This is a genomic window from Thioclava sediminum (assembly GCF_002020355.1).
In the GTDB taxonomy this organism is placed as follows: Bacteria; Pseudomonadota; Alphaproteobacteria; order Rhodobacterales; family Rhodobacteraceae; genus Thioclava; species Thioclava sediminum.
The window spans coordinates 484,754-500,168 of sequence record NZ_MPZV01000003.1; the positions used below are offsets into that span (position 1 = coordinate 484,754).

General features: G+C 65.0%; 14 protein-coding genes. 5 read left to right on the forward strand and 9 right to left on the reverse strand.

Going from position 1 to position 15,415, the window contains the following annotated elements; genetic code table 11:
* Nucleotides 1–39: 39 nt before the first annotated feature.
* A complete protein-coding gene (locus BMI91_RS14585) occupies nucleotides 40–963 on the forward strand; it encodes a hypothetical protein (protein WP_078605620.1) in 924 nt (307 codons plus the stop codon).
* On the opposite strand, the gene BMI91_RS14590 is transcribed toward BMI91_RS14585, so the two are convergent.
* Nucleotides 925–1,869, reverse strand: coding sequence for a glycosyltransferase family 92 protein (locus tag BMI91_RS14590; RefSeq protein ID WP_158522170.1), 945 nt, complete (start codon nucleotides 1,867–1,869; stop codon nucleotides 925–927). The genes BMI91_RS14585 and BMI91_RS14590 overlap by 39 nt on opposite strands.
* 278 nt (nucleotides 1,870–2,147) lie before the next feature.
* Here BMI91_RS14590 and BMI91_RS14595 point away from each other — a divergent pair, with 278 nt between their 5' ends.
* The 4 genes from BMI91_RS14595 to BMI91_RS14610 all read left to right on the forward strand — a co-directional run bounded on the left by BMI91_RS14595 (nucleotide 2,148) and on the right by BMI91_RS14610 (nucleotide 6,426).
* On the forward strand, nucleotides 2,148–2,444 hold the full coding sequence (locus BMI91_RS14595) for an FtsB family cell division protein (RefSeq protein ID WP_152844401.1): 297 nt from the start codon (nucleotides 2,148–2,150) through the stop codon (nucleotides 2,442–2,444).
* A gap of 182 nt (nucleotides 2,445–2,626) precedes the next feature.
* Entirely contained in the window at nucleotides 2,627–3,652 is a 1,026-nt protein-coding gene (gene pdhA, locus BMI91_RS14600; RefSeq protein ID WP_078520888.1) for a pyruvate dehydrogenase (acetyl-transferring) E1 component subunit alpha, read from the forward strand.
* A 14-nt stretch (nucleotides 3,653–3,666) separates the two neighbouring features.
* On the forward strand, nucleotides 3,667–5,055 hold the full coding sequence (locus BMI91_RS14605; RefSeq protein ID WP_078605623.1) for a pyruvate dehydrogenase complex E1 component subunit beta: 1,389 nt from the start codon (nucleotides 3,667–3,669) through the stop codon (nucleotides 5,053–5,055).
* A gap of 12 nt (nucleotides 5,056–5,067) precedes the next feature.
* Entirely contained in the window at nucleotides 5,068–6,426 is a 1,359-nt protein-coding gene (locus BMI91_RS14610; protein ID WP_078605626.1) for a pyruvate dehydrogenase complex dihydrolipoamide acetyltransferase, read from the forward strand.
* 195 nt (nucleotides 6,427–6,621) lie between these two features.
* Here the strand turns inward: BMI91_RS14610 and cysE are convergent, their stop codons facing one another.
* The 8 genes from cysE to thpR all read right to left on the reverse strand — a co-directional run bounded on the left by cysE (nucleotide 6,622) and on the right by thpR (nucleotide 15,374).
* Complete coding sequence (cysE, locus tag BMI91_RS14615) at nucleotides 6,622–7,428, reverse strand: serine O-acetyltransferase (RefSeq protein WP_078520891.1); 807 nt, start codon at nucleotides 7,426–7,428, stop codon at nucleotides 6,622–6,624.
* Between the two features lie 29 nt (nucleotides 7,429–7,457).
* On the reverse strand, nucleotides 7,458–7,802 hold the full coding sequence (locus tag BMI91_RS14620; protein WP_078605628.1) for a DUF7742 family protein: 345 nt from the start codon (nucleotides 7,800–7,802) through the stop codon (nucleotides 7,458–7,460).
* Nucleotide 7,803: 1 nt separating this feature from the next.
* On the reverse strand, nucleotides 7,804–10,251 hold the full coding sequence (locus tag BMI91_RS14625; protein WP_158522171.1) for a phage tail protein: 2,448 nt from the start codon (nucleotides 10,249–10,251) through the stop codon (nucleotides 7,804–7,806).
* A complete protein-coding gene (locus BMI91_RS14630; RefSeq protein WP_244176649.1) occupies nucleotides 10,199–10,519 on the reverse strand; it encodes a hypothetical protein in 321 nt (106 codons plus the stop codon). Before BMI91_RS14630 ends, BMI91_RS14625 begins: the two co-directional genes overlap by 53 nt.
* Before the next feature lie 202 nt (nucleotides 10,520–10,721).
* Nucleotides 10,722–11,888, reverse strand: coding sequence for an endolytic transglycosylase MltG (mltG, locus tag BMI91_RS14635; RefSeq protein ID WP_078605632.1), 1,167 nt, complete (start codon nucleotides 11,886–11,888; stop codon nucleotides 10,722–10,724).
* Nucleotides 11,888–13,150: a beta-ketoacyl-ACP synthase II gene (gene fabF, locus BMI91_RS14640; RefSeq protein WP_078520896.1), complete on the reverse strand. Its 1,263-nt coding sequence runs from the start codon at nucleotides 13,148–13,150 to the stop codon at nucleotides 11,888–11,890. Before fabF ends, mltG begins: the two co-directional genes overlap by 1 nt.
* A 121-nt stretch (nucleotides 13,151–13,271) precedes the next feature.
* Nucleotides 13,272–14,681 (reverse strand): GGDEF domain-containing protein, encoded by a 1,410-nt coding sequence (locus tag BMI91_RS14645; RefSeq protein WP_078605634.1) that lies wholly within the window; start codon nucleotides 14,679–14,681, stop codon nucleotides 13,272–13,274.
* A gap of 120 nt (nucleotides 14,682–14,801) precedes the next feature.
* A complete protein-coding gene (gene thpR / locus BMI91_RS14650) occupies nucleotides 14,802–15,374 on the reverse strand; it encodes an RNA 2',3'-cyclic phosphodiesterase (RefSeq protein ID WP_078605636.1) in 573 nt (190 codons plus the stop codon).
* Nucleotides 15,375–15,415: the final 41 nt, after the last annotated feature.

Genomic DNA, 15,415 nt, shown 5'->3' on the forward strand with positions numbered 1-15,415 from the left:
GCAGGGTCCGTGCAACGACATGTCGTTCTGTTTCGTCGCATGGCGCGGCCGCTCGCGCAGCGTGGGTCGGCCTATATGCGGGCCGAGCAGCTGGTCGAATTGCTGAGACCCCATCTGGATCCGGGGATCACTCTGTCCGTACGTCCGTTCCATGCGCTCGTGATGCCGCCGATTGCGATGCGTGCCGTGGCGCGCAGCATTCCGCGCGGCGCGCTGTGTATCTTCGTGAAATCCGCGGCAAAGCATCTCACGCGCGCGCATCTGGCCCCGCTGCGCAAACGCGGGATCACCGTCGCGCAGGATGTGGTCGACATGAAGCTGCGCCATGTGCGGCCCGAATTGTTCGACCTGCTGATTGCGGCCTCGCTGCGCGGCCAACAGGCGCTGCGAGACCTTTGCGCAGACAAGGGCCTTTCCTGTCCGGTCGAGCTGCTGCATCACCATTTCGACCCACGCCTGCAAGCGCTGACGCTGCCCGAGCGATCGGAGTTCTCCTGCGGCTATATCGGGCGACCGGACAATGCGATGATCCCCGAGGCGATCCGCGCCGAGGTTGAGACGGTCGATATCTCGGTGGTCGAGGATTTCGAACGCGCCCTGCCTCGGATCGGGAGATTCGCGCTGCATTACGGGGTGCGCCCCGAGAGCCAGACCGCGCATGGCGTCAATCGCGGCTACAAACCGTTTACGAAGGGCTTCACCGCCGCAGCCTGCAAGGCGAATATCCTCGTCAATCGCGATGTCGACGATGCGGTGGAAATGCTCGGTGCGGATTATCCGTTTCTGACCGACCCGACGCCCGAGAGCATCACCGAGACGTTCCGGCTGGCACAGGACAGCTATGGCGGGCCGCTCTGGCGTGATGCGCTGGACCGGATGGAGGCGATGCGCGCGACGGTCGAACCGGCCGCCCTCGCGCGGCAGTTAACCGAGATTATTACCCGCGCCGCCCCGCTGGGCTGAGAGCGCGTCATAATACGCCACCGCCTTGCGATCCTCGACCGGCGCGCGTTCGATCTCGGCGACTTTAGCAAGCACGCGTTTGCGGTAGCCCTCGGCACCACCGAAATTGATCGGGCCGCGGGCGAGCTTGGTCTCCAGCTCGGCTTTCGACAGCAGATAGTAGTGGTTCAGCTGCAGCGGGCTGGAGGTGAAGAAACTCTCCTGCTTGCGCGCGCGGTTTGACACCACCTGCCCCGCCGCGTTGGCGGTGCGGTCGCCCATATCCACGGTCTCGAAACTATGCACGCCCACGGCGGAAACGCGGGTCGGATCGACGATGCATTTGAAGCGCAGAAGATCGCTGTCGCGGGCGTAGGGAACGGGCGCGCGGTCGGTGAAGGCGCGCGTCACCCAGCCGTCGGGGCGCGTCTCGTGGCCCGCATGGCCGAACATGTGCCAGGGCAGCGAGATGTTCGAGTGATCGCCATGCTGCGTGATCGCCTCCATCAGGCTCAGCCCGGGATCGGGGACGAGGAATTCATCGACATCGATAAAGGCCATGCGCTCGAAATCCGCGCCGAAGGTGGTGACCGCATGAGCATAGGCTCCGACCTGCTGCGAGATGCGGCGCTCCGTGGCCGGGTCGTAGCCGGCCATACGCCAGGGGGTCACGGTGACGGACGCCGCGAAGGGCGACGCGGCGATCTTGGCCAGCGTGTCGTCAGTGCAACCATTGTCATAGAGAAAGACGCGGCGCGCCCCGGCAACCGTGTGGAATTCCAGCCATTCGAGGATGTAGTCGCTCACGTTCTTCACGATGGCGACGAGGGCCAGCCCCTCGCGCCCTTCGGCTGCGGGCGGCGCGGTGATGCCGAAGAGTCGCATCTTCTTCGACCCGATCGCCTTGATGAACCCGGAGATACTCACATACGCGCCTTTCTTGCTGCGAAACCTGCCTAGCCAGATGCGCGCGCCGGGGCAAGTCCGCGCGCATGCGCGGCCACGCGTGCGAGGCAGACCGCTGAATGCGCAACCCGGTGCGCAACCCAGAGCGCAACGGCATGCGAAATCTTTGCAGAATTGATCATCCGGGGGATTCCAATGACGAATCACATGTGACATGATTCGAGGCACAGGGCCCGTCAGAGGCCGTGGCGCGGGTCTGGGGGACAGGCACGCGACCAGCGAAGAAGCGAGGCAGGACAATGGTGATGAGACGCCCCACGATCGGGCCTCTGATTTTCGTGACCGTAGCGGTGGTGCTGGGCGCCTATTTCGCCTTTGCCGCCGTGCAGGGGCGTTACGGCATTCTCAGCCGCGTGCAGATCGAAGCGGAGATCGACGCCAAGCGCGCCGAGCGCGATGCGCTGCGCGCCAAGGTCGACCGGATGGCCAACCTGACCCATCGCCTCTCCGACGATTACCTCGATCTGGACCTTCTCGACAGCCGGGCGCGCGAAGTGCTGGGCGCGATGCGCTCGGACGAGATCGTGATCCGCTGAGAGGATTATAGGCCTGCCCATTTTCGCGGCACAAACATCGCTCGAAAACCGCCTCACCGGCCCTAGTTGAAACGTGAGCGCCATTCCTGCCCTGCGATACCGCAGGGTCATTGCCTTCAGCCCGGCATTGCTGTAAGGAATGGTTTAACGCTAAACTATTCCGGCCAAGGGAGGTCTGACCAATGGCAGCACGGAAAGGCTCGGCGAGCGGCGCCAAAGCGGGCGCGAATGTCTCGGCCGAGGAACTCAAGCAATATTACCATGACATGCTGCTGATCCGGCGCTTCGAAGAGAAGGCAGGTCAGCTTTACGGCATGGGTCTGATCGGCGGCTTCTGCCACCTCTATATCGGGCAGGAAGCGGTGGTCGTCGGCCTCGAGGCTGCGGCGAAGGAAGGCGACAAGCGCGTCACCTCCTATCGCGACCACGGGCACATGCTCGCCTGCGGGATGGACCCGAAAGGCGTGATGGCCGAGCTCACGGGCCGCGATGGCGGCTATTCGAAGGGCAAAGGCGGCTCGATGCACATGTTCTCGAAAGAGAAGCATTTCTACGGCGGCCACGGCATCGTCGCAGCGCAAGTGCCGATCGGCGCGGGCCTCGCCTTCGCGGATAAATACAAGGGCAACGACAACGTCACCTTCACCTATTTCGGCGACGGCGCGGCGAACCAGGGTCAGGTCGCAGAGACCTACAACATGGCGCAGCTCTGGGACCTTCCGGTCGTCTTCGTGATCGAGAACAACCAATATGCGATGGGCACCAGCGTGAAGCGCGCGACCAAGTCGCCCGACTTCTACGAGCGCGGCATCGCCTATGGCATCGCGGGCGAAGAAGTCGACGGGATGGACGTGCTGGCGGTGAAGCAGGCCGGCGAGAAGGCCGTCGCGCACTGCCGCTCGGGCAAGGGCCCCTACATCCTCGAGATCAAGACCTATCGCTATCGCGGCCACTCGATGTCGGACCCGGCGAAATACCGGACCCGCGAAGAGGTGCAGAAGATGCGCGAAGAGCGCGACGCGATCGAGCATATCCGCCAGCTTCTGCTGACCGGCAAGCATGCGACCGAGGACGAGCTCAAGCAGGTCGACAAGGATATCAAGGCGATCGTCAACGGCGCCGCCGATTTCGCCAAGGAGAGCCCCGAGCCCTCCGCGGATGAACTTTACACCGACATCTATACCGATGTCGCGCCGCAGAACGCCTGAGGGGGGAAAGACAGATGGCAACCAAGATTCTGATGCCCGCGCTCTCGCCCACGATGGAAGAGGGCACGCTGGCGAAATGGCTCAAGAAAGAGGGCGACGAGATTTCGGCCGGTGACATCATCGCCGAGATCGAGACCGACAAGGCCACGATGGAATTCGAAGCGGTCGACGAAGGCACGCTGGGCAAGATCCTCGTCGCCGAAGGCACCTCCGGCGTGAAGGTCAACGACCCGATCGCGGTGATGCTGGAAGAAGGCGAAGACGCCTCCGCCGCCGAAGAGGCCGAAGCGCCGAGCACCGGGTCGGACGCCGCCGAAAGCGACGAGAGCGACGAACCCGCGAAGGCCCCCGCTCAGGCGAAATCCTCGGACGACGACATGCCCAAGCCCGACACCACGCCGGACTGGCCCGAAGGCACGCCGATGAAGACGCAGACCGTCCGCGAGGCGCTGCGTGATGCAATGGCCGAGGAAATGCGTTCCGACGACACCGTCTTCGTGATGGGTGAGGAAGTCGCCGAATACCAGGGCGCCTACAAGGTCACGCAAGGGCTCTTGGACGAGTTCGGCGACCGCCGCGTGATCGACACCCCGATCACCGAGCATGGTTTCGCCGGTCTCGGCGTCGGTGCGGCCTTCGGTGGCCTGCGCCCGATCGTCGAATTCATGACCTTCAACTTCGCCATGCAGGCGATGGACCAGATCATCAACTCGGCAGCGAAGACGCTCTACATGTCGGGCGGCCAGATGGGCGCACCGATGGTGTTCCGCGGCCCGAACGGCGCGGCAGCGCGCGTGGCGGCCCAGCACAGCCAGGATTACGGCGCATGGTATGCGAGCGTTCCGGGCCTGAAGGTCGTGCAGCCTTACTCGGCAGCCGATGCGAAAGGTCTGCTGAAATCGGCGATCCGCGATCCGAACCCGGTGATCTTCCTCGAAAACGAGATCCTTTACGGGCGTTCGTTCGAGGTGCCGGATCTAGAGGACTTCACCATCCCCTTCGGCAAGGCGAAAATCTGGCGCGAAGGGTCGGATGTCACCATCGTCAGCTGGGGCATCGGCATGAGCCACGCTCTGGAGGCCGCCGACAAGCTCGAGAAAGAGGGCATCGACGCCGAAGTGATCGACCTGCGCACCCTGCGCCCGGTAGATTACGACACGGTGCTCGCCTCGGTGCGCAAGACCAACCGCTGCGTGACCGTAGAGGAAGGCTTCCCCGTGGCAAGCTTCGGCAACCACCTGTCGGCCGTGATCATGGAGCGCGCCTTCGACTGGCTCGACGCCCCGGTGCTCAACTGCACCGGCAAGGACGTGCCCATGCCCTACGCGGCGAACCTCGAGAAACTGGCGCTCGTGACCTCGGACGAGGTCGTCGATGCGGTCAAAAAAGTCACCTACCGGTAAGGGGATAGCGCAATGGCAACCCAGATTTTGATGCCCGCCCTGTCGCCGACGATGGAGGAAGGCACGCTCGCGAAATGGCTCGTGAAAGAGGGTGACGAAGTCTCCTCTGGCGACATCATCGCGGAGATCGAAACCGACAAGGCCACGATGGAATTCGAGGCCGTGGATGAAGGCGTGATCGGCAAGATCCTCGTCTCGGAAGGCACCTCCGGCGTGAAGGTCAACGACCCGATCGCCGTGCTGGTGGAAGAGGGCGAGGATGCAAGCGCCGTGGACGAGGCCGAGAGCCCCGTTCCCGGCGAGGCGCAAGCCGAAGCCGCCGAGGATGCGAAAGAGAAGAAAGTGGCCGACAACGCGCCGGCGAAGCAAAGCGGATCAAAGTCGGCCCCGAGCGCCGCACCGAAGACGGAAAAAGCGCCCGCCGCCCCGCAGGATGCGGATGGCAAGCGCGTCTTCGCCTCGCCGCTCGCACGCCGCATCGCCGCCGACAAGGGCGTCGATCTGGCCGCACTCAAAGGCTCGGGCCCGAAAGGTCGTATCGTGAAGGCCGATGTCGAAGCCGCCGAAGGTGGCAAGGCAGCCTCGGCCAAGGCGGACGCACCGAAAGCGGAGGCCGCGGCCCCTGCCCCTGCGGCGGCATCCGTCTCCTCCTCGGCCATCGCGAAGATGTATGAGGGTCGCGAATACGAGGAGATCGAGCTTAACGGGATGCGCAAGACCATCGCCGCGCGTCTCACCGAGGCCAAGCAGACGATCCCGCATTTCTATCTGCGCCGTTCGGTCAAACTCGACGCGCTGATGAAATTCCGCTCGCAGCTCAACAAGCAGCTCGAGGGGCGCGGCGTGAAGCTGTCGGTCAACGACTTCATCATCAAGGCCTGCGCGCTGGCGCTGCAATCGGTGCCGGATGCGAATGCCGTCTGGGCCGGTGACAAGGTGTTCAAGCTGAAGCCCTCGGACGTGGCCGTCGCGGTCGCGATCGAAGGCGGGCTGTTCACCCCGGTGCTGAAGGATGCGGAGATGAAGTCGCTCTCGACGCTGTCCGCGGAGATGAAGGACCTCGCCACCCGTGCGCGCGACCGCAAGCTCGCGCCGCATGAATATCAGGGCGGCAGCTTCGCGATCTCCAATCTCGGCATGTTCGGGATCGAGAATTTCGACGCGGTCATCAACCCACCCCATGGCGCGATCCTCGCTGTCGGCGCGGGCATCAAGCAACCGGTCGTGAATGCCGAAGGCGAGATCGAAGTGGCGACCGTCATGTCGATGACGCTCTCGGTCGATCACCGCGTGATCGACGGCGCGCTCGGCGCGGAGCTGATGAAGGCGATCTGCGAGAACCTCGAGAACCCGATGCTGATGCTGGCCTGATCGGGCCGTACAGTCTGAAACGCAGGAAAGGGGGGCGCTGCCCCCCTTTTCGCGTTCGCGAATTCACCCCCCGGGATATTTCCACCAAGGGGAAGACCCATGCGCGAGGTCATTCGTGCGAACTGGAAACCGACGGCAAAACACAAAAAAAAAGCGGGGCCGAAGCCCCGCCTGTCTATTCCATGAGAGATGCGCTCACTTGCTGTGCAAAAGCTGATCCATCTCGCGCGCGGGACGGTCGCAGCCCGCCTCGCCGACGATCTTCGCGGGCACCCCGGCCACGGTCTTGCAGCACGGCACGTCTTCCAGCACCACCGAGCCCGCCGCGATCCGGCTGTAATCGCCGACATGGATATTGCCGAGCACCTTCGCACCCGCCCCGATCAGCACGCCATTGCCGATCTTCGGGTGACGCTCTTCGTCTTCCTTGCCGGTCCCGCCAAGCGTCACCGAATGCAGCATCGAGACATTGTCGCCCACGACAGCCGTTTCGCCGATCACGATCGAATGGGCATGGTCCATCATGATGCCGCGCCCGATCTTCGCGCCGGGATGGATGTCCACGCCGAACAGCTCGGAGGTCCGCATCTGCACGAAATAGGCCATGTCGCGGCGACCGTTCGTGAACAGCCAATGCGCGATCCGGTAGCTTTGCAGCGCCTGAAACCCCTTGAAGAACAACAGAGGCTGGATCAGCCGGTGGCAGGCTGGGTCGCGCTCGTGCACGGCCACCAGATCGGCCCGCGCCGCCTGCCCCAAAGCGGGATCGGCAGCGAAAGCTTCCTCGGCGATCTCACGCAGAAGCTGCTCGCTCATCTCCGCCGAGGCCAGTTTCATCGAGAAACGATAGGCCAGCGCCCGTTCGAGCGTCGGATGATGCAAGAGCCCGGCATGGATCAAGGACCCCAGAAGCGGCTCGTCACGCACCGCAGCCCGCGCCTCGTCGCAAATCTGCGTCCAGACCGGATCGACGGTTGCAACCTTGGCCATCTGCTTGTTCATCGGATTACTCCCTCTTCGCGCGCAAGAACTTAACACATAGGCTTTCCGGCGAATAGAGGAAGGGGCATTTCGTCATTTCGCTTAAGGGGCTGTCGCGTCAAGCGCCACGCGGCCATCCCCGCACAGACATAGCCCAGCGCCTGCAGATAGCGCGGATCGCCCGGCCCCGCCTTCGCCCGAGGCAGGCCCAACGCCATGCTCAGGACCGAGCCGTTCCCCCAGTGCGGATGCGCGCGGCGGAATCGCTTGCAATAGAGGTCCGCCGCGTGAACCCGATCGAGGAGTCGCAGAAGCTGGTCCGGACGCTGCTCATCGGGCCAAAGCATCACCACCCGCGCGAGCGCCATCAGATCGCCGTCCAGCACCGCGCGCATCTCACCCGGTCCAGGTCAGCCGTGCTGGCAGTCCCGGGCCGAAGACATCCGAGACCTGCGCCACCTCGAAGCTCGGCGCGCCGATCATCCCGTCTTCCGCACGTTCTGCCGCGCCATAGGTCCACTCCGGTGCGCTTACGACAACCTCGCGCCGGATCGCCTGCCCCTCAAACACCCGCACCCGATAGCGCTCCGACACCTCGCCCAAAGGCACGTCCAGCGCCTCCCAGTCGTCGCCCCCGATCCGCGTCCGCCGCACCCAACTCAGCCGCAGATCCCCGCCCAGCGACTGCGCGCACAAATGACAAGGCGACAAGGGCCGCAGCCCGATGCCCGCAAAGGCTTGAACCGTATGAATATGGGAGGGATCATCATAGCCACGACCGGCAGGCCCCACCCGGTAGTGACGCGCCTGATTTCGCGCCGAGGGCGACACCTCTATCTGGCGCGGCGTCCCGTCGAGCAGCACGACCACCGAGCCTTCCGGCCAAGCATCGGGCATGAGCGCATCGCTCCCCGCCTGCCCACGCAAGCGCAACGAGACGTCCCAGACGCCCGGCTCGACCGGCTCGGCGGTCCGGAACTGGAACACCTCCCAGCGATCCGACGAGCCATCCCCGATCGCCATCGCGTTGAGCCCCGCCAACACGCCCTCTTCGCTCGCGCTTTCCAGGGCCCCCGACAACATCTTCACGCGCAAGCTCGGCCCGCGATCCCAGAGCCCGCTCTGCGCACGCGACAAGATCGTTTGGATCACCCCAATCGCAGCTTGGGTTTCGACCTTGGCATTCAGCGCATAGCCCGCATCCTCCAGCGCCGAATACAGCGCGGCCGCTCCCGGCCAAGGGCTCGACGTGACTGCCAGATGCGGCGCGTAAGCGTCTTCCGCGCCTGTCAACAACGGCAAATCAAGGAATACTGGTGTGACCGGCACAGGCGGCGTGAAGCTCTCGATCCGCGCAACCTCGTCGGTCTCTTCCGAGGCCTCATAGATTCCCGGCTCGACCCGGACCGCCTCCACACGGATCGCCTCCGCACGCTCCATCCGGTCGATCCGGTAGCGCCGCGCGCCCTCCTCGGTCTGCAGCAGCACGACATCCCCCGGCCCTAGCCACCCCATCGACGGCGGAAGCGTGAACTGCGCCGTATCGCGCGCCACCCGCGCCTCCGAGAGCCAGCGGTTCACGACACGCATTCCCTCCGCCCGCGTCAGCGCCAGGGGCGCCTCGCTCGCAGAGGCGGGGCCGTTTTCCTCGTCGGGGAAAATCGCCTCCACGGCGCGGGCCTCGAAGCTACCATCGGCCTCGACATAGGCCAGTCGTACGCGCCCCGCGATCTCCGCCTCCGGCGCACGGCGCGTCTCAAGGCTCTGATCGTCGCCATCCAGCGCCAGCAGCGGAGGCGCCACCTCCGCATCGACCGACGCATCACGCATCCGGAACACCAACTCCCCGTCGCGCTCCACCGCATCGAAACCGTAGATCAGGCTCAGCGACTGCAGCGCACCGCGCGGTGTGATCCCCCCGGGCATCGCATATCCGCGCACCACCCCATGCAACGCGCTCACATCGAACACCTCGACCCCCGCGAGCGCACAAATCTCGCCTACGACATGCGCCAGAGGCTGTGCTGTCGCCCGCCCCGAGATCCAATGCCCCCGCGCGTAGTTCGCCGCGTCGTCCCATACCTCCGGCAGACCGGGAAATTGCGGATAGGGTCGGACATCCCACGCCCAGACATGGGCGCGCGCCATATCCACCATCGGACCGCCGTAATATTCCGAAATCGGATTGTTGGCCGCTTCCCCCCAATACTCGGTCATCGCTCGCAGATATTGCATCTGGATGTAATCATCGCGCCGCCCATCCGAGTAATGCGGCAGCGCGCTTTCCGAGCTTTTCGGGTCGAGGAACTTGTTGGGCTCGTTGGTGCCCTTGTCGATGGCCGCACAACCCATTTCATCGACCCAGGCCGCATCGAATTGCGGCCCCCGCAGCGCCTCGGGCTCATGAGCCGAGAAGGCCTGCGCCGTCGCCCCGTTCGGCCAGACGAGCCGCCGTCTTCCCGCCTCCCAGTCGGGCCTGCGGTCGGGCGGAGAGCAGGCGAGTATCCCGCTCTCCCCCATCACCATCACATCGCGCACCTGATCGAAGGTCTCGCCGACCAGCGCCACGCGCCGCGCCTTTCCGGGGTCGAGCGGGCGTGCGCCTTCCACCTGCGCACGCACCCACTCGGCCCCGGCCCGCGTCTTGCCCGCGCCGCGTCCGCCCATGATCACCCAGGATTTCCAGTCCCCTTCGGGCGGAAGCTGATGATCCAACGCCCAGAACTCGAAGATCCAAGGCAGCGCGAGCAATGCATTGTCGTCGAGCCCATCCAGAAACGCCTCGACGCTCTCAGGCGTCGCGGAGGCGAGCCAGGCGGCGCCCGATTTCAGCTCTGGCGGCATCGAAGTCGAGCGCGCCATCGCGTCCGGCGGCGACACCTGCCAGCTGTCTGCGGAGTTTCTCGACACGCGATCGTTCCTCCATCACCAAATGAAAAGCGGTGCGGAGGTCCTTGACCGCCTGCACCGCCGCTTTCGCCTCGGATATGTCACCACGCCGCACCCCCTGCAGCGCCTGCGCCAGCTCCTCGGCCACGTCCCGATAGAGCGCTTCGGTCTGATCCAGAAGATCGACCGGCACCCCCGCCTCGTTCATCTTGTTGTCTTGCATCACTTACGAACCCACCCGTTCCAAGTTGGTCCGTTCGAGAGACATGAAAAAACGCCGTCGGGTTTCCCCGCGGCGCTTGCCCACTTCTCCTAGCATGCCAAATCTCTACCCGAGAGCGTTCGCAAAGTCAAGCTCTAAATTCTGGGTTGTGCACTCCAGTCAAAAAAGAACCCCGGCGAAAACCGGGGTTCTTTCTGAGTTATCAGTTGCTTGACGCATCTTCCTGACGCTGTTTCTCGATCTCGCGCCACTTCGCTACGTTCTTGTTATGCTCCTCGATCGTGCTCGAGAACGCATGCCCGCCGGAGCCGTCGGCCACGAAGAACAGGTAGTCGGTCGAATCGGGATGCATCGCCGCCTCGATGGCCGCCTTGCCCGGATTCGCGATCGGTCCGGGCGGCAGCCCGTCGATGACATAGGTGTTGTAGGGCGTGGCTTTGCGCAGCTCGGACTGGCGTAGACCGCGGCCCAGCACCCCCTTGCCCTCGGTCACGCCGTAGATCACCGTCGGGTCGGTCTGCAGCCGCATCCCCTTCTCGAGACGGTTGATGAAGACGCTCGCCACTTCCGGACGCTCTTCAGGCACACCGGTTTCCTTCTCGACGATCGACGCCATGGTCAGCGCCTGCTGCGGATCGTCATAGGGCAGCCCCTCGGCGCGTCCGTCCCAGGCGTCGGCGAGGATTTTCGACTGGCGATCTGCCATCAGACCGATCAGCGCTTGCCGGTCGGCCCCGCGCGTCACCTCGTAGCTGTCAGGTGCGAGCGTGCCTTCGCCCGGCACCCCGTCGATCTTGCCCGACAGGAAGCTCGCCTCCTGCAGCCCCTGCACGATCTGCCAGCTGGTCACACCGTCGACCACCGTCACGCGGGTGCGGACATCGGCACGGTCGGCCTTGTCCTCGAACCCTTCGGGCGGCTTCTCGCTCTCGGGATTGTACTCCGCGACCTTCTGGTAATCGCCCGTGGTCGGGTCCAGCTCGCGCAGCAGCACTTCGTTGCCGTTCACCCCGATCCGGAACACCAGTTCCGACCCACAGGTCGACGGACCACCCGCGGTGATCTGCCCGACGATGGACTGCATCGAGGCGTTCGGCTCGATCAGGTAGGAGCCGAATTTCAGCTTGTCGGCCTTTTCCTCGTACTGCGCGCCCGTGCGGAACAGATAGGAGGACGAGATCGCCCCCTTGTCTTTCAGAGTAGACGACACGCCCTGCAGGCTTTCGCCCGGCGCGACGCGCAGGCACATCGCCTCGGCCAGCGGGCCGGGCTCGACATATTGGTTCTTCGCCCAGGCGACCAACCCGCCAAGCGCGACGAGAATAACGATCAGCAGCGTCAGGAAATTCGAGACGATGTTACGCCACATCAGCTATCCACCTTGCCCATCACGAGGCTCGCATTGGTGCCACCGAAGCCGAAGCTGTTGGACAGCGCGACGTCGATCTTGCGCTTGACCGCAGCCTTCGGCGCGAGGTCGATCACGGCCTCTTCCGGCGGATTTTCCAGATTCAGCGTCGGCGGTGCGATCTGGTCGCGGATCGCGAGGATCGAGAAGATCGCCTCCACAGCGCCCGCAGCCCCCAGAAGGTGGCCGACCGAGGACTTGGTCGAGCTCATCGTGGCCTTGCTTGCCGCGTCGCCCAGCAGGCGCTGCACCGCGCCCAGTTCGATCACGTCGGCCATGGTCGAAGTGCCATGCGCGTTGATGTAATCTACCTGATCGGGGTTCAGATCGGCCCGCTCCAGCGCCGCTTTCATCGCGCGGAAGCCACCGTCGCCATCCTCGGACGGCGCGGTGATGTGATAGGCGTCGCCCGACAGGCCATAGCCCAGCACTTCGGCATAGATCTTCGCGCCGCGCGCCTTGGCGTGCTCGTATTCCTCCAGCACGACGCAGCCCGCGCCCTCGCCCATCACGAACCCGTCGCGATCGGCATCCCACGGACGGCTCGCAGCTTCCGGCTCGTTGCCGCGCTTCGTGGACAGCGCCTTGCACGCGTTGAAGCCCGCGATGCCGATCTCCGAGATCGGGCTTTCCGCGCCGCCCGCGACCATCACATCGGCGTCGCCCAGCATGATCAGACGCGCCGCATCGCCAATGGCATGCGCGCCGGTCGAGCAGGCGGTGACGACCGCATGGTTCGGGCCCTTGAAGCCGAAGCGGATCGAGACCTGCCCCGAGACGAGGTTGATCAGCGCCCCCGGAATGAAGAACGGGCTGACGCGGCGAACGCCCTTTTCCTTGATCAGAACGGCCGTATCCGCGATCGAGCTGAGGCCGCCGATCCCCGAGCCGATCATCACACCGGTGCGCAGACGGCTTTCCTCGTCCTGCGGCTCCCAGCCGGAATCCTTCACCGCCTGCGTCGCCGCGGTCATCCCGTAGAGGATGAAATCGTCGACCTTGCGCTGCTCTTTCGGCTCCATCCAGTCATCGGCATTGAACGTGCCGTCGGACCCGTCGCCCAGCGGAATCTCGCAGGCGTATTTCGTGGTCACATTGGACGCATCGAAGCGCGAGATCGCGCCCGCCCCCGATTGTCCCGCGATAAGCCGCGACCAGGTCTCCTCGACGCCGCAAGCCAGCGGCGTGACCATTCCCAGACCCGTGACTACTACCCGACGCATGCCCGACCTCTTTCTCAGCCAAATATCTTGGCAGACCTGATACACGGGGGCGCGCAAAGGCGCAATCATAACCCATTGCGACAGGCGGGTTACCGTTCAGGACGGACGGCGCGTGAGGGGGCTAGCATTGCGGGGCGCGAACCGGTTCAGTCTGCCGTGCCGGGAGCGTCGGCACAGCCGTAGGCGCCCGCCCCGCGCTCAGAGGCGGCAGCGTCAGCGCGGTGCAGCGCATCTGAGCGGTGGGCGGCGCCAGCAACACCCGGTCGCGCCCGCCATTCTTCGCCGCGTAGAGCGCCCCGTCTGCGCGCGCATAGAGGCTCCGCAGCTCCTCGCCGCGCTCCCATTCGGCCACCCCGATCGAGACAGTGACCTGCAGCGCCGCGCCGTACTGATCCTCGAAACGCAGCCCCGCCACACAGGCGCGCAACCGCTCCGCCACTTCGAGCGCCTCGACCAGCCCCGCCCCCGGCAGGATCACCGCAAATTCCTCGCCGCCGACCCGCGCCATCGTATCCTCCAGCCGCAGCTGCGCCCGCATCGCCCGCGCCGTGCGGCGCAGAACGCGATCGCCCAGAGAATGCCCGCCCAGATCGTTGATCTGCTTGAAATGGTCGAGGTCGACCATCAACGCCGTGAAAGGCACCTGCTCGCGCATACCTTGCGCGAAATACTGCGCGAAACGCCGTCCGAGCATCTCCCGGTTGAACAGTCCCGTCAGCCCGTCGCGCATCGCCCGGTTCACCAGTTCCCGCTCGGCCTTGCGCCGCGCATGATCCACCCGCTCCAGTGACACGGCCATCAGGATGATCAGCCCGATATTCACCCCCACGATGGTCGCGACCAGCAACAGCAGCTCCGCGCGCACCTGACTCCCCTGATCGCTGAGCAGGTAGAACGTGCCCAGCAGGAAGGGCGCGACGACCCCCAGAAGCATCTGCGCCCGCGCCTGCCGCCCCGAGGCATGCTCGTTGAGCAGCACCCGCATCACCCCACGATCGCTGCGGCAGATGAGCCCCGCATAGGCGAGACACATGATCGCCAGTGCCGCCCCGATCGACACCCCCTCCGCCAGCCGACTGGTCGCGATACTGTGCGACAGCAGGTACATCAAAGCCCCGCCGAACACCGTCAGATAGGCAATCGTTCCAAACAGATAAGCGCCCGCCTCCAGCGCGAAGAACCCCGCCGCGGTGATCGCCAAGAGCGCGGCCGCGCCTCCCCCGATCGCCCCCGCTCCGCTCAGGTCATAGACCTCCGCAACGTTCGAGAACAGGCACAGCAACAGCGTTCCCGCCGCCAGCCCGCGCGCCACATTCGGCGCCTCGCGCCGGAACGCGATCGCCCCCGCCATCGCCAGAATGGCCAGCGCCGTCCAGCCGCCCATCGCGTTCCACGACGTGATCGCGCGAACGACCATATCCTCGCCCGACAGCGCGGTGGCTACCTGCGCCAGCAGAGCCACCCCCGCAAGCGCGGCGGCGAAAACCAAAAGAGGACGGATCAGAACCCGAGCCCGGCGAAACACAGACATAACGTGACCTCAACTGCGCGGGCAGAAGGGCATTTTACATAAGCACCCGCGACCTCTCCAAGGGACGCCTAATTCGTTAACGAAGGGTTAACAGCCACGCGGACGCGATTGCACTTTCGGTCAGGTCTTCGCGAATTGCACAGATTTTTCATCCGGATAGCGCATCAAAACGTCATGCCGCGGCGGCCCGTGTCCCAGCGTGGAGTGGATCAACGCCACCTGCTCGGGCGCGAAAGCGGGCAGCTTCACAGCGCCTTCCGCCGCCATGAGTCGCCCCAGCCGCAGCAAATCCCCCGGGGATGCGCGCTTGCCGAACCGCGCCAGGGTGACATGCGGACGAAACCGTCGCCGCGGCAGGTCGATGTCTGCCAGACGCGCGGCGCCCATCACCGCACGATGCCAGCGATCGAGGTTCGGATCGGAATGCACGCCCAGCACCAGCGCCTCCGGTCGTACGGCACTGCCGAAAATCTCCAGCCCCGCCAGCACCACTTCCGGCCCGGGCACCCAGTCGATGGCCCGCAGCCCCTCGTCCAGCGCCTCGAGCTGGCCTGCGTCGATCTCGTCGAGAAAGGCCAGCGTCAGATGCAGGTTCTCGGGCTGCACGATCCGGCCCGCACCCAGAGCCTGCTGCAACCGCTCGATGGCCTCGACATGCGCCTCGGGCAGCTCGATCGCGACGAAACTACGCATCTTCCCTCCCCCGAACGCACGCGCGCTTCGCGCAAAAGAAA